Here is a 19,693-nt window from a genome sequence, read left to right on the forward strand (position 1 = left end):
TCCGCTGCGGCCGGGAGGGCTGAGGGGTCCGGCCGTCGTGCTGGCGAATCCTGGGGGACATGTGCTGTACGGAGTACGCGTGCGGCGTACCGCTGGTTCCACCGGAGCCGGAAGATCACCCGCAAGAGCGGTGTGGTCCGCTGCCCGCAACTCCTTGATCGCCACGGGGCATCCGGGGCACACTCAGGGGCCGGTTCGAAGTTACTGAGGGGGCATCAGATGGTGTTGGGGGTACGTGGGACGGGTGAGGGCGGGGACAAACCGCCGCAGACCGGGCCGGGTTCCGGTGTCGACCGGCGGCGCTTCCTCGGGTACCTCCTCGCCGCACCCACCCTCGCCGTCGCCGCCGAACTCGGCCTGGGCGGAGGGGAGTCGGTCGCGGCCGAACGCGGCGTCGGCACCGCGACCAGGGCCGTTCCCTCCCTCGACATCACCGACATCGTCGACCTCAACGACCTGCTGACCGTCGCCGCCCTCCCCACCGCCAACCGCATCACCATCGTCGTGAACACGGACGGCACGGTCTCCTTCGCCCTCCCCCGCGCCGAGGTCGGCCAGGGCATCACCACCTCGACCGCGATGCTGATCGCCGAGGAGCTGGACGTCCCCCTGGAGAAGGTGAAGGTCACGCTGGCCGACGCCCGCCCGGAGCTGGCCTTCAACCAGTTCACCGGCGCCTCCAACACCACCATCTCGACCTTTACCCCGGTCCGGGTAGCGGCAGCCGTCGCCCGGGGGCGGCTCCTGGAGGCTGCCGCCGTGGTGCTCGGGGAGGCGGTCGGTGACCTCACCCTCAAGGCCGGAGTCGTCACCGGGCTCCTCGGCAAGAGCATCGGCATCGGTGCGCTCGCCGAGAAGGCCGCCAGCGCAGAGGCGCGGAAGGTGTCCGTGACCCTCAAGGAGCGCGCCGAGTTCCGTGTCATCGGCACGCCCCGCAACCGTATCGACGCACTCGAAGCGGTCACCGGCCGCAAGAAGTTCACCATGGACCTCCAGGTCCCCGACGCCCTGCCGACCATGGTGTGCCGCCCGCCCACGCTCAACGGCAAGCCCGGTGCCGTCGCCAACCTCGGCGCGGTCCGCGCGATGCCCGGCGTCACCCATGTGGCCGCTGTTTCCACGGGAGTTGCGGTACGGGCCCGTACCTTCGGCCAGTGCATCGACGCCGTCCGCGCACTCCAGGTCGCGTGGCGGCCCGGCAGCGCCGAGGGCAAGTCGGACGCGACCGTACGCAAGGAACTCAAGGACGCCGAGATCTGGCTCGGCCTGCCCGCCGTGACCCCCTCCGTGGAGGCCACTTTCACCTTCCACTTCCGCAGCAACAGCGCGCTGGAGACCAACTGCGCCATCGCCGACGTACGCCCCGACCGCGCCGAGATCTGGTCCGGCCTCAAGTCGCCGATCGTCGCCCAGCAGGCCATCGCCAAGCGGGTCGGGCTGCCCCGCGACAAGGTGACCGTGCACGTCACCGAGAGCGGGGGCTCCTTCGGGCGCAGACTCTTCTTCGACGCGGCGCTCGAAGCCGCCGAGATCTCCAAGGAGTTCGGCAAGCCGGTCAAGCTGATGTGGCACCGCGCCGACGACTCCCGCCAGGGCCGCGCACACCCCATGGCCACCTCACGGGTGCGCGCCGCCTACCTGGGCAACTCCGTACTCAGCTACAAACAGCGGCACACCAGCGTCGCCACCGACCTCGGGCACGGGCTCGGCGAAGTGATCACCGCGTTCGCGGCGAAGCTGCCGGTCGGCGACATCGGCTTCTCGGAGACCTTCTTCCAGCTGTCGCAGTCCATGCCGTACGACTTCGGGGTCTACAGCCGGCTCCTCGCCGAGACCGACAAGGGCTTCAACACCGGCAGCATGCGCGGGGTCTACTCGCCCGACGTCGTGTGCGCCCGGGAACTGATCGTGGACCGGCTCGCCGAGAAAATGGGCAAGGACCCCCTCGCCTTCCGCCGTGACTTCCTGCGCGACAAGCGGGTGCGGGCGGTGCTCGACAAGGTGGCCGAAGTGGGCGCCTGGGGAAGGGAGTTGCCCGAAGGCGTCGCCCAGGGCATCGCCCTCCACAACGAGTACCACTCGGTCGTCGCGGTCCTCGTCGAGCTGGACTGCCGCCCGGAGACCGTCAACCGTCCGGTACGGGACGGAGTCGCCGGACCGCGCGTCACCCGGGCGATCTGCGCGGTCGACGCGGGCCTCGCGGTCAACCCGCGCGGCCTGGAGGCCCAGATGACGGGCGGCATCATGGACGGCATCGCCCAGACCCTCACCGCGTCCCTGCACCTGCGCGACGGCTACTTCCTCGAAGCGAGCTGGGACAACTACTTCTACAGCCGGCAGTGGAACACTCCGCCCGAGCTGAAGGTCGTCGTCATGCCGCCGTCCACCGAAAAGCCGGGCGGGGCGGGGGAGTTGGCGGTGGCGGCCTCGGCGGCGGCGGTCGCCTGCGCGTACGGCAGGGCGACCGGCACCATGCCGACGAGCTTCCCCATCAACCACGGCACGCTCTCCTTCGAACCGAAGCCGACGGTGCCCCCGGTCCCGCCGTCGCCGACGGACGGCCTCGACCACGTCCGCTGACCCAACACCCGCATCGCACAAGCCCTTTGAAAAGAGACCCCCGTGCCTGAACACACCTTCCGCGTCAACGGCGAACAGGTCACCGTCGACGCGGCCGACGACGAACGCCTGCTGTGGGTGCTGCGCGACCTCCTCGGCATCACAGGCCCCAAGTACGGCTGCGGCATCAACGTCTGCAAGGCCTGCACGAGCCACCTCAACGGCAAGGCCGCCAACCCCTGCGCGATCCCCGTGAAGGCCCTGAAGCCCACCGACGAGGTCACCACCATCGAGGGCCTCCCGGACACCGTCGGCGCGGACCTGCACCCCATGCAGGAGGCCTGGCTCGACCAGGACGTCGCCCAGTGCGGCTACTGCCAGCCCGGCCAGATCATGGCGGCGGTCGCGCTGGTGCGCCGGGTCCACGAGGAGGGCCGCGAGATCACGGAGGCGGACCTCGACGGCATCCGCAATATCTGCCGCTGCGGGACGTACGTACGCATCCGCGAGGCCATCAAGGCGGGCGCCGCGCGAATGTGAGCCGGGCCCCGGGGGATCTACGCATACGAACCGTATGCGGTCGGCCGTACCGAGTGCATGGCCGCCCACTCCCCGAGGGCGAACCCGTCACCCGCACGCCGGACCTCCACCGCACCGGCCCCGCCGAAGTGCGCGGGAAACACCAATTCCCGTACATCAGAAGCCCTTTGGAGTATCCGGAGTCGGCTCGCGGCCGCCTGCTCCTCATCCAGGCAGAAGCCGCTGTTGCAGTCGGGGGCGAGGATCTGCACCGGGCTGTGCAGCAGGTCGCCGACGAAGACCGCCCGGTCGCCCCCGGACGCGAGCCGCAGCACGGAGGAGCCGGGCGTGTGGCCGGGGGCGGACTCCAGGGTGAGGTGCTCGTCGATGCGGTACGAACCGTTCCACAGCATGCTCAGCCCGGCCCGGTGCACGGGCGCGACGCTGTCCTCGTAGATCAGTCGGTCGTCCTCGCGCACGCCCTGCGCGTACCCGTTCCGCGGCCCGTAGTGGAAGTCGTCGGCGGCCGGAATCAGGTACTGGGCGTTCTGGAAGGTGGGCACCCACGGCTCGGCCGGGTCGCCGCTCGCTCTGGTGTTCCAGCCGACGTGGTCGCTGTGCAGATGGGTGTTGACGACGACGTCGACCTCCTCCGGGCGGATCCCGGCCCGGGCCAGCGCGCCCAGGAAGTCGTCCTGCCTGCGGTGGAACAGCGGCGACTGCGGGCGCTCGCGCCCGTCGCCCACCCCCGTGTCGACCACCACGGTCCTGCCCCCGCTGCGCAGCACCCACGACTGGAGCGCGCCCCGCGCCTGGTCGGTCCCGGGCTCCCAGTGATCGGGCGTCAGCCACTCCCGGTTGCTCTCCCACAGCTCGCCCGGCGCCCCGGGGACCAGGTCACGCGCGGGCCCGATGGGAGCCCGCCACTCGACGACACGGATGACTTCGACGTCACCCAGGAACATGCTCTGTGCGCTCTCGCTCTTCATGACCTCCAACCTAGGAAGCCCCGATGAGCTGCTCAATGCCTGATGTGCTCAAACAGATACGCGTACGTCTCACACTGGAGCCGACCGGCTAGGCTGCGCGGATGGACGTGGTGAGTGACGCGATAGCCGTCGTACGGGTCGGGCGGCCCTCCTCCGACAGGCTGCGGGCATACGGGAGTTGGTGCACGCGTGTCGAGGCGCACGGCGGCGCCGCGTTCCACGTCGTGCTGGAGGGGGCCTGCTGGCTGCTGCCCGACGGCGGCGACCCGCTCCTGCTGCGTGCGGGCGATGCGGTGCTGCTGCCGCAGGGCACCGGACACGTGCTGTCCGCGTCCCGGGTCGACCCGGCGACGGCGGCGGCCGCGGTGCCGCTCGACCGGTGGCTGGAGCGCCGGAGCGCGGGCGTGCCTGCGCGCCATGAGGACGACGGTACGGGGACGGAGATGCTGTGCGGCAAGTACCGCCTCGACCACAGCCGTACGCACCCGCTCCTCGCGGAACTGCCGGAGGTCGTCCACCTCCCGAACAGGGTAGGGGAGGAGACCGAACTCCGTTCAGCCATCGGCCTGTTGGGCCGAGAACTCCACTTCGGCAGACCAGGCTCCTGCCTTGCCGTACCCAGCCTCCTCGACCTCCTCCTCGTCTACATGATCCGCGCCTGGAGCGCCGAGGGCGGGGCCGGGACCTGGTCGGCCGTACTCGACGACCCGGTGACGGCCGCGGCTCTGCGGGCCCTGCACTCCGATCCGGCCGCCCCGTGGACCAATGACGCCCTGGCGGCCCGTGCGGGAGTCTCCCGCCCGACGCTGGCCCGCCGTTTCACGGCGCTGGTCGGCCGGCCCCCGATGGCGTACCTCACGTGGTGGCGGCTCACGCTGGCGGCCACCAGGCTCCGGGACACGGACGAACCCCTGGCCGCGGTGGCCCGCCAGGTCGGGTACGCCACCCCGTACGCCCTCTCGCACGCCTTCGCCCGCGAGTTCGGCACGACGCCGGGCCGCTTCCGGGAGGCGGCCCGGGCCCGGTGAGACGGCGTCAGGAGGACCCGTACATCGCAGCCAGCTCCTCCGCCAACGCGGCCAGCCGCGCCCGGGCCTCCGGCGGACCCACGACCTCCACGCGCCGCCCGAGCCCGGCCAGCCGCTCGGCGACGACCTCCACGGTCGGCCCGTCGACCTCGATCTCCAGTCGCCCGTCCGGATGGGTGCCGGTGATGCGCAGCCGTGCGCCGAGGACGCGCTCCAGGATGGCGCGGGAGGCGGGCTCGGCCCGCGCGTGCACGGTCGCCGCGTGCATACGCTCCTCCATGCGCGAGGTGAGCGACCGCCACGCGGTGGGCAGATCGAAGCCCTCGGGCCGCACCACCGCCTCCCCCGTCGGCTCGACGGAGGTGACCCGGCTGAGCCGGAAGGTCCGCAGCCCGCGGTCGGTGTCGGCGAGCAGGTAGTCGGCCCCGGCCTTGGAGGCGAGCCCGAGCGGGTGCACCGTGCGTACGGAAGCGGGCTTGCCGGGCCCGGCGTAACCGAGCCGGACCTGAATGCCGTCGACCACGGCACGCTGGAGGGCGGCGAGCTGGGGCCGCTCGGCGGTGGAGGGGCTGTGCGCCCAGTCGGTGCGGTCGTGCAGATTCGCCTGGGAGGCGGCTTCGGCGGCGGACCGCAGGGGTGCGGGCAGCGCCCGTATCAACTTCCTTACCACCGTCCGGAGTTCCGGCGAGGACGCCGCCGGACCGGCCAGCAGGAACAGCGCCCGGACCTCCTCGCCGGTGAGACCGGTGAGGTCGGTCCGCGCTCCGCCGACGAGGGACCAGCCACCACCACGCCCACGCTGCGAGTACACCGGAACCCCGGCGGTGGCCAGGGCCTCCAGATCACGCCGGGCCGTCCGCTCGGAGACCTCCAGCTCGGCGGCGACCTCGGCGATGGTGACGCGGGGGCGGGTCTGGAGGAAGAGCAGGGCGGCGACGAGCCGGTCGGCCTTCATGGGCGGAGGGCTTGGGCGGGGGCGGGCTGTGTCATAGGGCCATTCTGGCGGGGGTGCCGGGCGGGCCGGGGCCGTGGGGGCTTGGCCGGTGTCGGAGGTGCGGGAGGGGCCGGTACCGGGGCGGCCCCTCCCGTGCCAGGTGTGGCCCCCGCAATCCCTCCAGAAAAGTGGCCAGGAGATGGCCACTTCACCCCACAAGCTGAACGCATGAATCAACCCGACAGCACCTCGACCCCCGACCCCCGCAACTCCCTCTGGGCCGCCGTCGCCCTCGCCGGAGACACCCTCCTCGCCGCCCGCCCCGACCAGCTCGACACCCCCACCCCCTGCACCGACTTCACCGTCGCCCGACTCGGCCGGCACCTCGTGGCCGTGCTCCGCCGGATCGCCCTCGCGGGCAGCGGCGGCGATCCGATGAGCGTGCCCCCCGTCGCCGACGACGTAGCGGACGACGCCCTCCCGAAGGCCTGGGCGGAGGCCGTCCGCGAGGCCCAGGACGCCTGGGCCGACCCGGCGGTGCTGGCCCGCCCGCTGCCCCTCCCCTTCGGCACGCTCCCCGGCGCGGCAGCCGCCCTCGCCTTCACCGTGGAGTTCACCGTCCACACCTGGGACCTGGCCACCGCCACCGGCCGGCAGCCCGACTGGAACGAGGAGGTCGTGACCCTGAGCGCCACCACCGCCCAGCGGTCGATCCCCGCCGAACCCCGCGGCGGCCCGGTGCCGTTCGGCCCGGTGGTGGCAGTTTCCGACGACGCCCCGGCCATCGAGAAGTTGGTCGCCTGGACGGGACGTACGCCGTAGTCCGTCAGAGGCGGCGGCCGGGCTCCGGCAGCAGCCCCGGAGTCTCCGGCCGGCCGAGGCGTCGTACGAAGGCGAGAATGCCCGCGTGCCCCTGGGCCCACGAGTGCGGCGCCTCCTGGAAGCGCGCGTTGACCAGCAGCCGCGGCGCCTCGTCGGGGCCGTGGCTGCGGCGCAGCAGGTGGCGGGCGACCTCGTGGGCGGCTTCCCAGTGCCGTTCGGAGCCGGTGGCACGGGCGAGGTCGATCAGGACGTCGCCCACACCGGCCGCCCCGCAGCACTGGCCCAGGTTGCCCAGACGCGGCACCCACTCCGCGCTCGCCACGGCTGCCTGCTCGGCCGCAGTACGCAGCTCCCGGTCGCCGAACACGCTCCAGCCGTGCCGGAGCGGCGGTACGAGCCCGGCCAGGCCCCGACACCAGGAGGCCGACATCGGCAGCGCGCCCGGTGCGCCCGCCCGGGAGAGGGCGACCGCCTCGGGGACACGGGAAGCGAGTTTCGTGACGCAGCGGTGCGCGGTTTCCAGGAGGGACGGGTCGTCGGTGTCGGCGGCGAGGAGGACGAGGAAGTCGGTGATCCCGGCGAAGCCGTGCGCGTAACCGAGACCGGTCGTCGTGCCGAAGGCGTCGAGCGCGTCGGGCGGCAGCGTGAGGGCGTCGGGGTGCCGGAGGAGGCGCTCGGCGGCGGCGAGGGCGGCCTTGCGGTGGTCGGCGAGCGGGAGACCTTCACAGGCACCGGGGTCCGTGCGGGCAGGGTTCGCGGGTGCCGGGCCTGAGGAGGCCGCGCCCGCAGGAGCATTGAGGGCCAGATGCATGAGCGCGGCCAGCCCCACCCCCGCGTGACCGCTGATGACGTCCACGTCGGCGAATCCGTCGCGCTCGGCCGGCCCGGTGGCGGTCGCGACCCGCTCGGTGCGCCCGGCCGTACGGATGCCCGCGCGCGCCGCTGCGTCGAGAAAGACATCGGTGCCCGACCTGCCGGAGTACAGCCCGGGCCGCATGGGCGCACGCCGCAGGCTCTCGGCAGCGTGCCGGGCCAGATCCTCCAGCAACTCCCCGACACCAGCTCGATGTTGATGGTGAAGGAGTTCCAGCCCGATGCCCGCGCTGCCGGTGTAGAGGGCGGCGTCGACGGACGGGAAGGTGCCGCGTTCGGCGCCGAGGTGGTAGTCGGCCGCACCCTCGACGAGGGAGGCGAGGACCCGTTCCTGCAGGAGGGTGGCGGGAGCGGCGGGCAGGGCCGGGGGAGCGGGCACGGAGGCGGCCGGGAAGTCGGCCGACGCCAGTTTCCGTAGTCGGGCCACGGCTTGCCCAGCGCCCTCGCTCCCGAGCAAGTCCGCCACCAGAGAGGTGAGTTCGGGCCGGGATTCGCCGTACACCGCGTACAGGCCCTGCATCGTACGGAGGCGGGCCAGCTCGTCCGTGTCCGCCCCCGTCACCGGCGGCAGCCCGGTCGCCGCGTTCGCCAGCACCTGGCCGAGCGCCCAGCAGTCGTCCTCCGGGACGGGTGCGTGGTCCGGGGTGTGCTGCGAGGGCGGCGCGTAGCCGGGGGTGGCGCCGGGCAGGTGGAGACCGCCGAGGGCCGAGATGCCGAAGTCGATGAGGCGTACGTCGTCGGGCCCGTCCAGCACGATGTTGGCCGGGGTGACGTCGCGCATGACGACGCCGCGTGCGTGCAACTCGACCAGAATGGAGGCAAGTTGGGTGGCCAGTCGTGCGAAGGTCAGCCCCTCCGGTTCCGGGTCGCCGACGCGCGGCAGGAAGCCGCCGTGCTCGCGTATGCGGTCGTACAGGTTCTGCGTACCGGCGTCGGTGGTGACCAGATATTCGTCGCCGTCGTGCGCGAAGTGGTCCAGGAAGCGGGGGATGTTGGGTGCGTCGGCGCAGGCTTCCAGGATTCGGCGCTCGTTGCGCAGCCGGGTGCGGAGGTCGTGGGTGCCGTCCAGGGACTCGCCGACGTACGCGCGGGCCTGCTTGACGATGACATGGCGCGCGTCGGCGGAGTCGGGGGATGCGCTCCCCCGGAGGTCGACCGCGCGGTACACATTGCCGCGCGCCGACCCGTGCACCCCCTCGATCACCCGGTACCGGCCGCCGAGCACGACGTGTCCGGCGCCGTCGTCCACCTCCTTCTCAGGTGCCCCGGCCCCACCGAAGGGATCCCTCACCCACGACGGCTGCCGGTACTCCAAGGACGCGGCGGATGCGAACCGTTCACCGTCCGGCCCCTCGGCCACCACAGCCAGCGAGCCGGACGCGTCGGGCTGCCACCGGGCGCCGAAGGGCCCGTAGCGGTAGTAGACCGGGGCGTCGGGAGCGACGGCCCGGTCGCTGAGGATGCGGGGACCGGTGTGCCCGCGCAGCAGTGCGGCGAGCCGGAGGCCCAGCCGGCGGACCTGGTCCGGCTCGGGGTAGACCGTGACTGCCTTGCCGACCGCGGCGGGGTTCTTCTCCGCCTTGTTCAGCCCGGCCAGTACCCCGACGGTGCGTGCCAGCTTGAAGGAGACGCGCTCCTCCAGCAGTACGGGCAGCAGGAGCGCGGCCAGGGACGGAAGGTTCACGGGCCGCGCGGAGATGTGCAGCTTCCAGCCGTGCTCCGGCAACGGGCGCTCGGGCAGCGGGTGTTCGGGCGTCGGCACGTGCAGGCCGACCGGGTGGACCCGGGTCCACACCGGCCCGGTGGTGATCGAGTGGCCCAGCAAGTGATCCGTCGAATCCCTCGTCGAGTCACCCGTCGACCGACCCGGGGGAGAAGCGGTGCCGATCAGTTCGCGAAGTGCTTCTTCCGCGTTCCATTCAGTCACCGCATGTCTCCCCCGGGTCGTTTCGCCGACTACTGCTGAGGGGCCGTCAGAACCTCAACCGCCCTCTGTTGCAAGGCCGTTGATCAGCCGGTGTAGCCGGTGCCGAAGCAGCTGTCGAAACAGATGCTGAAGGGACACTTGTCCACCGCGCCGTCCATGTTCTCGACGTTGGCGAACGAGACCTGCGGCTCCGTGACGAGCGCGCCGGCTTCCCGGGGGGTGAGCGCGGAGAGTGCTTCCATGACGACTCCTTCTGGCCGTGGAACCGGACGCGTGCCCCGGGATCTTCCGGGCGCGCCGGTCGTGCTCAGGCTTTCTGCATGTGCGTGCAAACACCATGTGCGCGTCGCGACGACCGGACTCTATGGGGGTCAAAGGGCTTTGACAACAAGGCAGTTGAAGCAGATGCGGCGTCACGCGGAGCTTCACCGCCGCCCCGGCGGCGTCCGCTCAGGGCACCAGCACATTCCGGTATTCGGCACTTCCCATGCCCTGGAACGCCTCCTCAGCCTTCTCCAGCGAGTACGTCTGCGTCATCGGCCGCACCCCCTTCAGCGCGGCAAACGCCAGGGTCTCCTCCGCGTCCCGCGCATGCCCGCTGTACCACCCCGTCACCTCGCGGCGGCCGAAGACCAGGAGTTCCGGATCGACCTCCACGGGGCGGTGGTCGGTGGCCACGACGATCATGCGGCCGTTGGGGCGAAGTCCCTGGACGAGGTCCGCCTGCGCCGGGCTCACCCCGACCGTGGTGAGGACGACGTTCGCCCCGCCCAGCGCGGTCAGCGCCTCGCCCGCGCTGCCCTCGGTGGAGTCCACGTACGCGTCCGCGCCCAGCTCGCGGGCCAGCTTCTCCTTGTCCCGGCCCCGGCTGACCGCGACCGTGCGGAAGCCCATCTTGTCCGCGAACTGGAGCCCGAGGTGCCCAAGACCGCCGATGCCGTGCACGGCGACGGTGTCACCGGCGCGGGCCCCGCTGTTGCGCAGCGCGTTGAAGACCGTGAGCCCCGCGCACATCAGCGGTGCCGCCTCCGTGAAGGACAGCACGTCCGGGATGCGGGCCAGGGCGTCCTGCGGCGCGCTGACGTACTCCGCGTAGCCGCCGTCGTACGACGCCCCGACGATCTTCCGCTCCACGCAGTTCACGAAGTCGCCGCTGCGGCAGTGCGCGCAGGTGAAGCAGGAACCGCCGTGCCAGCCGATGCCGACCCGGTCGCCCACCTGCCAGGCGGTGACGCCCGCGCCGACCGCGTCCACCTCACCGGCGATCTCGTGGCCGGGCACACGGGGGAACGGGGTGCCGAGGGCGCCGAAGCGGGCGATGTTCTCGCCGCCGCACACCCCGCAGGCCCGCACCCGCACCCGTACCTGCCCGGGACCGGCCTCGGGCACGGGGATCTCGCGCAGCTCGAAGGGGGCTCCCGCGGCGACGGCCTGCGCGGCGCGCATGGTGCGTGTGGTGTCCGTGGTGTCCGTGGTGCTCATGAACGTTTCCTTCCGGTACGGAATCGGGCTCGTCCCCACTGTCACGCCCGTGCCGCCCGACAGCCACGGGGGCGCTCACCCAGGGGATGCCACCCCCTGGCTCGCACCTGGCCCGGCCCCGCGCCGAGGGTGACCATGGAGGCATGGACCTCACCGAACTCGGCGCCTTCCTCAAGACGCGGCGCGACCGCATCCGTCCCGCCGAGGTCGGCCTGACCGCAGGCCCGCGCCGCCGGGTGCCGGGTCTGCGGCGCGAGGAGGTCGCCCTGCTCGCCGGGGCCTCCGTGGACTACTACACGGAGCTGGAGCGCGGCGGCAGCGCCCGCCCCTCCGAGCAGATGCTCACCGCCCTGGCCCGTGCACTGCGCCTGACCAGCGACGAACGCGACCACCTCTTCCACCTGGCCGGACACCCCTCGCCGCCCCCGCACGGCCCCCTCGGCCACATCGACCCGGGCATGCTCGCCCTCCTGGACCGGCTGGCCGACACCCCGGCCCGCATCATGACCGACCTGCACGAGCCCCTCACCCAGAACGCGCTCGCCACCGCCCTCCTCGGCCCCCTCCCCGCCGCCTCCAGGGGCCCGGGCAGCGACAGCCACGTCCACCTGTGGTTCACCAGCCCCGAGACCCGCGACCTGTATCCGGCCGAGGACCACCCCGCGCACTCGTACGACTTCGTGGCCGACCTGCGCGCGGTGGCCGCCCGCCGCGACGACGCCGACGTACGGCGGATGGTCTCCCAACTCCGCGCCCGCAGCGAGGAGTTCGCGGAACTGTGGGAGCGGCGGGACGTCGCCGTGCGCCGCCAGGCCCGCAAGCGGCTCGTGCACCCGGTGGTCGGCGAACTGGAGCTGGACTGCCACAACCTCTTCAGCGAGGACGGCCGCCAGCGTCTGCTCTGGCTGTCCGCCAGGCCCGGCACCCCGGACGCCGACCGCCTGGCGCTCCTGTCCGTCATCGGCACGCAGGAGCTCGCCGACAGGTGAGGTGGCACACATCTACTGTCCCGTCGCGACAAGTGTCCCATTGGGACACTTTGAGGAGTACAGTCGATGCCATGAGCACCACAGAGGGCCGCAGGGTCCGCAAAGTCCAGGAGAGCCGCGAGGCCATGGCGGCGGCCGCCGTGGACCTGGTGCTCGAGAAGGGCCTCGACGGCGTCACCGTCGAAGCCATCAGCGACCGTGTGGACGTCTCCCGGCGCACCTTCGCCCGGTACTTCTCCGGCAAGGAGGACGCCGTCGTCGACTCCCTGCGCGCCGACTTCGCCCGCATCAACGCCGCCCTCGCCGCCCGCCCCGCCGACGAGAACCCCCTCACCGCCTACCACCGCGCCCTGCACGACTGGCTCGACGGCGACCCGCACGCCTGGCCCCACCGGCCCCGCGCCGGGGAGCTGCTGCACCTGCTGCACGCCGAGCCCGCGCTGCGGGCCGCCTACGGCAACGTACGGGACGAGGCACAGCACGAGTCGGTACGGATCGTCGCCGAGCGCCTCGGGCAGGACCCGGAGCGGGACCTGCGTCCGGCGCTCGCCATCGCACTCGCCGTCGGGGCCTTCGGCACGGCCGTACGTTTCTGGATCGCGCCCGGCGCGGACACGACTGCCCCCGGAGCAGCGGCCCCCCTTCCCGAGCTGATCGACGCGGCGTTCGCGGCCCTGGCCGCCGAGCCCGCCCCCAGCACCACCCCGCACAAGTGAAACCAGGTACCACCATGACCAGCACCCAGGAATTCGCCCGCAAGACCGCCCTCGTCACCGGCGCCGCCTCCGGCATCGGCCTCGAAGTCGCCCGTCGTCTCGCCGAGGCCGGAGCGGCCGTCGTCGTCGCCGACTACAACGAGCAGGGCGCCAAGGAGACCGCCGAGGCCATCGTCGCGGCCGGCGGCAAGGCCGAAGCGGTCCGGGTGGACGTCACCGACCCCGAATCGGTGCGCGCCGCCGTCGACTTCACCTTCCAGAAGTTCGGCGGACTGCACCTGGCCGTCAACAACGCCGGGATCGCCGGAGCCTCCGCCCCCACCGGCGAGTACGGCATCGAGGACTGGCAGCGCGTCATCGACACCAACCTCAACGGCGTCTTCTACTCCCTGCGCTACGAACTGCCCCTCATCCTCGCCTCCGGCGGCGGCTCGGTCGTCAACATGTCCTCCATCCTCGGCACCAACGGCTTCGCCGGTTCGCCCGCCTACTCCGCCGCCAAGCACGCGGTCGTCGGCCTGACCAAGACCGCCGCCGTCGAGTACGCGTCCCGGGGCATCCGCGTCAACGCCGTCGCCCCCGGCTTCATCGACACCCCGCTGCTCTCCGGCGGCGACCAGGAGAAGCGCGACTACCTGGTCTCCCTGCACCCGCAGGGCCGCCTGGGCACTGCCGAGGAGGTCGCCGAACTGACCCTCTTCCTGCTCTCCGACCGCGCCTCCTTCGTCAACGGCAGCTACCACCTCGTCGACGGCGGCTACGCGGCCCGCTGACCCTCGTACGCCCCCAACAATCCCTCTCCGCGTCGGAAAGAAGCACGTCATGTCCGCCCAGCCCGTTCAGATGAAGGCAGTCCAGTACCGCGCCGTCGGCGCCGCCCCCGAGGTCGTCACCGTGGAGCGCCCCGAGCCGGGCCCCGGCCAGGTGCTGCTGAAGGTGACCGCCGCCGGCGTCTGCCACTCCGACATCGCCGTCATGAGCTGGCCCGCCGAGGCCCTGCCCTTCCCGCTGCCGCTCACCCTCGGCCACGAGGGCGCGGGCACGGTCGCCGCGCTCGGCGAGGGCGTCACCGGCTTCGAGGTCGGCGACTCGGTCGCGGTGTACGGGCCGTGGGGCTGCGGCTCCTGCCTGATGTGCGCGCAGGGCAAGGAGAACTACTGCCTGCGCGCCGCCGAACTCGGCATCCGCCCGCCCGGACTGGGCGCCCCGGGCGCACTCGCCGAGTACATGATCGTGGACGACCCCCGGCACCTGGTCCCGCTCGGCGACCTGGACCCCGTCACCGCCGTGCCCCTCACGGACGCGGGCCTGACCCCGTACCACGCGATCAAGACCTCGCTGCCGAAGCTGACCCCCGGCAGCACCGCCGTCGTCATCGGCACCGGCGGCCTCGGCCACGTCGCCATCCAGTTGCTGCGAGCCCTGACCCCGGCCCGCGTGATCGCCCTCGACGTCACCGAGGAGAAGCTCGACCTGGCCCGCAAGGTCGGCGCGCACGAGGCCGTCCTCTCCGACGCCGACGCGGCCGCCAAGGTCCGCGAACTCACCGGGGGCCTGGGCGCGCAGGCCGTGTTCGACTTCGTCGGCGCCCCGCCCACCGTCGCCACCGCTTCGGCTTGCGCCGGGGTGGAGGCCGACGTGACGATCGTCGGCATCGGCGGCGGCGCGGCCCCCGTCGGCTTCGGGGTCGTTCCGTACGACGCGGCCTTCCGCGCCCCGTACTGGGGTTCGCGCGCCGAGCTGATCGAGGTCCTGGACCTGGCCCGCTCGGGTGTGCTCGACGTGCACGTGGAGACGTACGGGCTGGACCAGGCGCCCGAGGTGTACGAGCGCCTGCACGCGGGCCGCATCAACGGCCGCGCGGTGATCCTGCCCAACGGCTGAGCCCCGCCCCCCTTCCCGCCCCCGCTCCGAGCCCGGACCGGGGGCGGAGGCGTGTTTGGGCCGTCCGGGTTACGTACCGGGCATCGAGGCGGCCGTGCGCCTCCCCACGGCGTACGCTGCGTGACCGCACAGCGCGCAGGGTGACGGACCGGATTCACGGGGGCAGAAGGCGATGACCAGGACGCGACGCGCCCGGAGCCGTACCCGAATCGCCCGCAGCCGTACTCGAATCGCCCGGAGCGGGACTCGAATCGCCCGGAGCTATCAGCGACGAAGCCGTACGGCGCTCGCCGCCCTCCTCGGGGCCGCGCTGCTCACGACCGCCTGCACCGCACCCGGTGACACCGACTCCGCCCCCGTGAAGGTCGGCGTGCTGCACTCCGCCACCGGCGGCCTCGCCATAGCCGAGAAGCCGCTCACCGACGCAGTCCTGCTGGCAGTCCGCGAACTCAACGACCAGGGCGGGGTGTTGGGCCGCCGGATCGAACCCGTCACCTTCGACACCCGCTCCGACAACGCCGTCTTCGCCGCCTCCGTCCGCCGCATGCTCACCACCGACGGGGTGCGGGCGGTCTTCGGCGGCTACACCTCCGCGAGCCGCCGCACCATGGTCCCCCTGGTCGAGAAGCACCAGGGGCTCCTCTTCTTCCCCACCTTCTACGAGGGCATGGAGCACTCCGCGCACGTCGTGTACACCGGCGCCACCCCCAACCAGGTCGTCGCCCCCGCCGTGAAGTGGTTCCTCGACAACCGCGGCAAACGCCTCTTCCTCGTCGGCTCCGACTACATCTACCCGCGCGCCACCAACGCCGTCGTCAAGGCCCAACTCGCCGCCACGGGCGGCACGGTGGCGGGCGAGCACTACCTCCCGCTCGGCGAGATGCGCCCCGAGGCCGTCGCCGACGCCACCGCCCGCATCCTGCGCGCCCGCCCCGACGCGATCGTCTCCACCGTCGTCGGCGACACCAACCTCCCCTTCTTCAAGGCCCTCCTCGACGCCGGCGCCACCTCCCGCACCCTCCCCGTCCTCTCCCTCGTCCTCAACGAGTCCGAACTCAGCGCCATGGACGCCCGCCGCATGGCCGGCAACTACGTCGCCATGAACTACTTCCAGTCCGTCCGCACCCCCGAGAACGCCGCCTTCGTCCGCCGCTACCGGGCCCGCTACGGGCCCGACGCCGTGATCTCCGACCCGGCGGAGGCCTCGTACAGCAGCGTCATGCTCTGGGCCCGGGCGGTACGGGACGCGGGCAGCGCCGACCCGGCGGCCGTCACCGAAGCCCTGCGCGGCGCAAGCTGGCAGAGCCCCGGCGGCACCGTCTTCGTCGACCGCGAGAACCTCCACCTCTGGAAGACCGCCCGCCTCGGCCGCATCCGCACCGACGGCCAGATGGACGTGGTGTGGGAGTCGGAGACGGTCATCCACCCCGTCCCCTACAGCCCCTTCCGCCGCAGACAGGACTGGAACGACCTGCTCAAGGGCCTGTACGAGGGCTGGGGCGGCCGGTGGGACCGCCCGCCCGGCGGCAAGGTGCTCCCCAATGACATGCTTGGGGAGGCCGGCCTGTGAAGTTCCACCGCCTCTGGGTGCACTGGCTCCTCTTCCTCGGCTCCGCACTCGGCCTGATCCTCGTCAAACGCGCGATGCTCCCCATGTGGGCGTCCTGCGCGCTCCTCGTCGGGCTCTCCGTCCTCCTCGTCAACGCGGGCCTGCCGCTTGCCCGTTACTGCGTACGCAATGTGACGGTCACGCAGAACAGTGCCTCGCAGGCCGCCGTCTTCGCCATGATCGGCACGGTCTTCGCCACCCTGGTCGCCTTCGCGGTGGTCGTGGTCTGGGAGAACTACGCCGACGCCGAGTCCACCGTCGCCCAGGAGGCCAACGCCCTCGCCGACCTGGAGCGGATGTCGCGGGGCTTCGCGGTGCCGGTCCGCCGCCAGGTGCAGGAGGCCTCCCGTACGTACGCGACGATCGTGATCGGCGACGAGTGGGACGCGATGACCACGGCCGGCCCCGACCCGCGCGCGCACGCCGCCCTCACCGAACTCTGGACCGTCTACACGGACATGGGCCCCGACGGCAAGGCCAGCCCCCTCTACCAGCCGTCCATCGAGCGCATGAACGCCCTCGGCGACAACCGCCGCCTGCGCCTGCTGGCGGCCCGCTCCGAAGTCCCCACCGTGGTCTGGCTGATGCTCTACTGCGGCGGCGTGCTCTCGGTGGTGATGGTCTACTTCTTCGGCGTCCGCCGGGACTGGGTCCAGCGCCTGGTGGTCTCGGTACTGGCCACGGTGGTCGCCCTCTCCGTCTTCCTGGTCGCCTCGCTGGAGAAACCGTTCGGCGGGGACGCGGGGATCGGGCCGGACGCCTTCGAGTCGGTGGTGGCGAGCATGCAGAACCTGGAGATGTGAACGTGTTCTACCGACTCCTCGGCCGTACGTCGTCCCCTGCCGACGTGGATCCGCCCGACGACCTCCTGCTGCACTGGAAGCTGCACCGGTGGTTCGCCTGCCTGGACACCGACCGCGACGGCCGCCTCACCAGCGAGGACTACGACCTCGCCGCCGCCCGCCTGGCCCGCGCCTTCAACCACCGCCCCGGCCAGCGCGAACACCGGCGCCTGCTTGCCCGCTACCGCAAACTCTGGGCCCTGCACGACCCCGGCGCCCGCGGCGAACTGGACCGCGACGCCTTCACCGAACAACTCCTCGCCGCCGGCCGCGACCGCGCCCGGCCCTTCCGGACCTCCCTCAACCGCCTGTGCTGCGCCCTGGTCGACATCGCCGACACCGACGGCGACGACCAGGTCTCCGAACGCGAATACCGCGTACTGCTCTCGGCAGCCTTCGGTCTCACCTCGGAACGCGACCTGACAGCGGCCTACCGCATGCTCGACCGGGACGGCAGCGGAACGCTCGAACACAACGAGATCCACGCAGCAGTCCTGGAATACTTCACCAGCAACTCACCCGACGCACCGGGCAATTGGCTGCTGGGCCCGCCGCCTGCCGCCCTACTGGCTTGACGGCTGGTCAGGCGAGGCTCCACGAAATCGAGTTGCTCATGTCGACGACAACGGCGAGCACGGCGAGATCGGCGACCCCGAGCCCGAGTCCGAGCCACGCCCGGAACCGTCGGGCGGTGCCGCGTCGCAGGGCGAGGGCGGCGAGGACGATCGCGGCGGGGCCCAGCAGGACGTTCATGACGAGCAGTCCGACGAGGCCGAGCACGAACGCGGCGACGGCCATCCCGTCGGCGTCGCGCAGGCCGACGGGGCGGGTGCCGGTGCGGGTGGTGCGACTGGTGGGGGCGGTGAGCTGCATGGCGGTTCCTTTCCGGGGCGTACCTGATGGAAGGGGCTCAGCGGTGCCGGCGTTCCTTCACGGCGAAGATGAGCAGCCAGGCGCCGATCACGGCAGCCGCGATCAGGCTGACGGGCAGCGGGACATGGGCGACCGGGCCCAGCAGGAGGCCCAGGAGCAGGAGGACGGCAACGAGTGCGATCACGGTCTCAACACCTCACGGAGGAGCAGGAGTTCCGGCTTTCAGTGAACATCTGTACTTACAGTTGTCCACTGAACCACATCCCCATGCTTCCGTTCTTCGGAGAACGACTGTTTACTGGATGACATGAGTCACACAGCAGGAGCGAACCGGACCTCCGGAATCCGTCAGGCCCAGAAACTGAAGACCCGCCAGGCCCTGATGGACGCGGCCCTCGGGCTCCTGGAGCACCAGAGCCTGAGCAGCCTCGGCCTGCGCGAGGTGACCCGGGAGGTGGGGATCGCGCCGACCGCGTTCTACCGGCACTTCAAGGACACCGCCGAACTCGGCGTCGCCCTCGTGGACGAGTCCCTGAACGGCCTGCACACCGCGATCCGGGCCGGCCTCACCGCGCCGGACGCCGACGACAGCGAAGCCCGCATCGCCCTCACGGTGGGGCTGATCGCCGACCTGGTCCGCTCGGCGCCCGCGCACGTACGGTTCATCGCACGCGAACGGCACGGCGGGGTGCGCCCCGTGCGGGAGGCGATCGGCACCCAACTGGCCCTCTTCGCCGGTGAGGTGGCGGACGCGCTCGGCGCGCTGCCGGACTCGTCGGGCTGGTCGCGGGAGGACCTGGAGATGCTGGCGGGCGTCTACGTCGACCACATGGTGATGACCGCCTCCGCCTTCCTGGAAGCGGGCCCCGAGGGCCAGGAACCGACGGCGGAACTGGCCCGCCGCCAACTCCGCCTGATCAGCCTCGGCCGCACCCACTGGCTCGACGGGCGCTGAGTCAGACCGCCGCGGGCTCCGTCACCGGTACGAGCGCGTACTGGGGGCACGGGGCGGCGATGCACTGCTTCGGCGCGGGCAGACAGGTGTATCCCGGCGGGGTCTCCACGTTGAAGCAGGGCCCGGCGTCGACGGCGGCGGGCATCGGCACGGCGTGCGCCGGGGAGACGGAGATCAGCAGCGGTGCGGCGATCAGGGAGAGTCCGGCGGCCGCGCGGGCGAGGGACGGTACGGTACGCGAAAGTGGCATGAGGTGCAGCCAAGCACCTGCGGCGCGGCAGGCATGGCGGGCCCGCCCGGAGGTCACCCGAAGGAGGACCGGTGGGGCGGGGAGTTGTCGCGGGACGGGGCCCGGGGCGCTGGTCGTCCGGATGCTGACGTACCGCAATCTGGGCTGGTCCGGCATCGCCCACACCCTGGCGTACGTGACGCCGAGTTATCTCTCGGCCGCCACGTGCATCGTCATCGGCACCGGGCGCAGCGAACTGACACCCCGTCTGGTCAGCGACTGCGCCGCCCTGTTGGGGTACGACGCCCGCGAACTCGCCGTGCTCACCGGCGGACCCCAGCCCGAGGACCCTTCGGCCCCGCCGCCCCGGGCCGCCCGCGCCGCCGAACTGCTGTGGGAGGCGTGCCGGTTGTCCGCGGACCAGGCGGAACAGGTGGCCGCCCTGACCGACTCCCTCCGGCAG

General features: G+C 72.1%; 20 protein-coding genes. 12 read left to right on the top strand and 8 right to left on the bottom strand.

The annotated features are described in order from the left end of the window. Positions 1-219 precede the first annotated feature (219 nt). The gene (locus tag IE269_RS21845) at positions 220-2,580 is read left to right on the top strand and encodes a molybdopterin cofactor-binding domain-containing protein (RefSeq protein WP_189824771.1); all 2,361 of its coding nucleotides are present in this window, start codon (positions 220-222) and stop codon (positions 2,578-2,580) included. Positions 2,581-2,622: 42 nt separating this feature from the next. Next, positions 2,623-3,099 carry a (2Fe-2S)-binding protein gene (locus IE269_RS21850; protein WP_189824772.1) on the top strand — a complete coding sequence of 159 codons (477 nt, stop codon included), beginning with the start codon at positions 2,623-2,625 and terminating at the stop codon, positions 3,097-3,099. A 17-nt stretch (positions 3,100-3,116) separates the two neighbouring features. On the opposite strand, the gene IE269_RS21855 is transcribed toward IE269_RS21850, so the two are convergent. After that, positions 3,117-4,067: an MBL fold metallo-hydrolase gene (locus IE269_RS21855; RefSeq protein ID WP_189824773.1), complete on the bottom strand. Its 951-nt coding sequence runs from the start codon at positions 4,065-4,067 to the stop codon at positions 3,117-3,119. Positions 4,068-4,168: 101 nt separating this feature from the next. Here IE269_RS21855 and IE269_RS21860 point away from each other — a divergent pair, with 101 nt between their 5' ends. Beyond that, positions 4,169-5,095 carry an AraC family transcriptional regulator gene (locus IE269_RS21860; RefSeq protein ID WP_189824774.1) on the top strand — a complete coding sequence of 309 codons (927 nt, stop codon included), beginning with the start codon at positions 4,169-4,171 and terminating at the stop codon, positions 5,093-5,095. A 7-nt stretch (positions 5,096-5,102) separates the two neighbouring features. Here the strand turns inward: IE269_RS21860 and IE269_RS21865 are convergent, their stop codons facing one another. Continuing rightward, positions 5,103-6,050, bottom strand: a complete 948-nt coding sequence (locus tag IE269_RS21865) for a helix-turn-helix transcriptional regulator (protein ID WP_189824775.1) — start codon at positions 6,048-6,050, stop codon at positions 5,103-5,105. A 207-nt stretch (positions 6,051-6,257) separates the two neighbouring features. Between IE269_RS21865 and IE269_RS21870 the strand changes: the two genes are divergently transcribed. Further along, entirely contained in the window at positions 6,258-6,851 is a 594-nt protein-coding gene (locus IE269_RS21870; RefSeq protein WP_189824776.1) for a TIGR03086 family metal-binding protein, read from the top strand. A gap of 4 nt (positions 6,852-6,855) precedes the next feature. Here the strand turns inward: IE269_RS21870 and IE269_RS21875 are convergent, their stop codons facing one another. From IE269_RS21875 to IE269_RS21885, 3 genes are all read right to left on the bottom strand, one after another. Further along, entirely contained in the window at positions 6,856-9,549 is a 2,694-nt protein-coding gene (locus IE269_RS21875; protein ID WP_189824777.1) for a class III lanthionine synthetase LanKC N-terminal domain-containing protein, read from the bottom strand. A gap of 185 nt (positions 9,550-9,734) precedes the next feature. Continuing rightward, the gene (locus IE269_RS21880) at positions 9,735-9,893 is read right to left on the bottom strand and encodes a hypothetical protein (protein ID WP_189824778.1); all 159 of its coding nucleotides are present in this window, start codon (positions 9,891-9,893) and stop codon (positions 9,735-9,737) included. Positions 9,894-10,101: 208 nt separating this feature from the next. After that, positions 10,102-11,133 (bottom strand): alcohol dehydrogenase catalytic domain-containing protein, encoded by a 1,032-nt coding sequence (locus IE269_RS21885; protein WP_229898053.1) that lies wholly within the window; start codon positions 11,131-11,133, stop codon positions 10,102-10,104. Positions 11,134-11,276: 143 nt separating this feature from the next. Here IE269_RS21885 and IE269_RS21890 point away from each other — a divergent pair, with 143 nt between their 5' ends. The 7 genes from IE269_RS21890 (at position 11,277) to IE269_RS21920 (ending at position 17,748) form a co-directional block, all read left to right on the top strand. After that, on the top strand, positions 11,277-12,122 hold the full coding sequence (locus IE269_RS21890) for a helix-turn-helix transcriptional regulator (RefSeq protein WP_189824779.1): 846 nt from the start codon (positions 11,277-11,279) through the stop codon (positions 12,120-12,122). Positions 12,123-12,193: 71 nt separating this feature from the next. After that, positions 12,194-12,838, top strand: a complete 645-nt coding sequence (locus IE269_RS21895; protein WP_189824780.1) for a TetR family transcriptional regulator — start codon at positions 12,194-12,196, stop codon at positions 12,836-12,838. 14 nt (positions 12,839-12,852) lie between these two features. After that, positions 12,853-13,611 (top strand): SDR family NAD(P)-dependent oxidoreductase, encoded by a 759-nt coding sequence (locus IE269_RS21900; protein ID WP_189824781.1) that lies wholly within the window; start codon positions 12,853-12,855, stop codon positions 13,609-13,611. A gap of 70 nt (positions 13,612-13,681) precedes the next feature. Beyond that, a complete protein-coding gene (locus tag IE269_RS21905) occupies positions 13,682-14,722 on the top strand; it encodes an NAD(P)-dependent alcohol dehydrogenase (RefSeq protein ID WP_189825048.1) in 1,041 nt (346 codons plus the stop codon). Positions 14,723-14,894: 172 nt separating this feature from the next. Next, positions 14,895-16,292 (top strand): urea ABC transporter substrate-binding protein, encoded by a 1,398-nt coding sequence (locus tag IE269_RS21910; RefSeq protein ID WP_189824782.1) that lies wholly within the window; start codon positions 14,895-14,897, stop codon positions 16,290-16,292. Continuing rightward, on the top strand, positions 16,289-17,134 hold the full coding sequence (locus tag IE269_RS21915) for a bestrophin-like domain (protein WP_189824783.1): 846 nt from the start codon (positions 16,289-16,291) through the stop codon (positions 17,132-17,134). The genes IE269_RS21910 and IE269_RS21915 overlap by 4 nt, the downstream gene beginning before the upstream one ends. A gap of 2 nt (positions 17,135-17,136) precedes the next feature. Continuing rightward, positions 17,137-17,748, top strand: a complete 612-nt coding sequence (locus IE269_RS21920) for an EF-hand domain-containing protein (protein WP_189824784.1) — start codon at positions 17,137-17,139, stop codon at positions 17,746-17,748. 7 nt (positions 17,749-17,755) lie between these two features. Here the strand turns inward: IE269_RS21920 and IE269_RS21925 are convergent, their stop codons facing one another. Both IE269_RS21925 and IE269_RS21930 read right to left on the bottom strand, forming a co-directional pair. After that, entirely contained in the window at positions 17,756-18,046 is a 291-nt protein-coding gene (locus IE269_RS21925; RefSeq protein ID WP_189824785.1) for a DUF4190 domain-containing protein, read from the bottom strand. A 37-nt stretch (positions 18,047-18,083) separates the two neighbouring features. Beyond that, a complete protein-coding gene (locus IE269_RS21930; protein ID WP_189824786.1) occupies positions 18,084-18,230 on the bottom strand; it encodes a hypothetical protein in 147 nt (48 codons plus the stop codon). Positions 18,231-18,353: 123 nt separating this feature from the next. On the opposite strand from IE269_RS21930, the gene IE269_RS21935 reads away from it, so the two are divergent. Continuing rightward, positions 18,354-19,001 (top strand): TetR family transcriptional regulator, encoded by a 648-nt coding sequence (locus IE269_RS21935; RefSeq protein ID WP_189824787.1) that lies wholly within the window; start codon positions 18,354-18,356, stop codon positions 18,999-19,001. Between the two features lies 1 nt (position 19,002). On the opposite strand, the gene IE269_RS21940 is transcribed toward IE269_RS21935, so the two are convergent. Then, complete coding sequence (locus IE269_RS21940) at positions 19,003-19,251, bottom strand: hypothetical protein (RefSeq protein WP_189824788.1); 249 nt, start codon at positions 19,249-19,251, stop codon at positions 19,003-19,005. Positions 19,252-19,693 lie beyond the last annotated feature (442 nt).

It is taken from the genome of Streptomyces spiroverticillatus, assembly GCA_014650415.1.
GTDB classification, from domain to species: Bacteria; Actinomycetota; Actinomycetes; order Streptomycetales; family Streptomycetaceae; genus Streptomyces; species Streptomyces spiroverticillatus.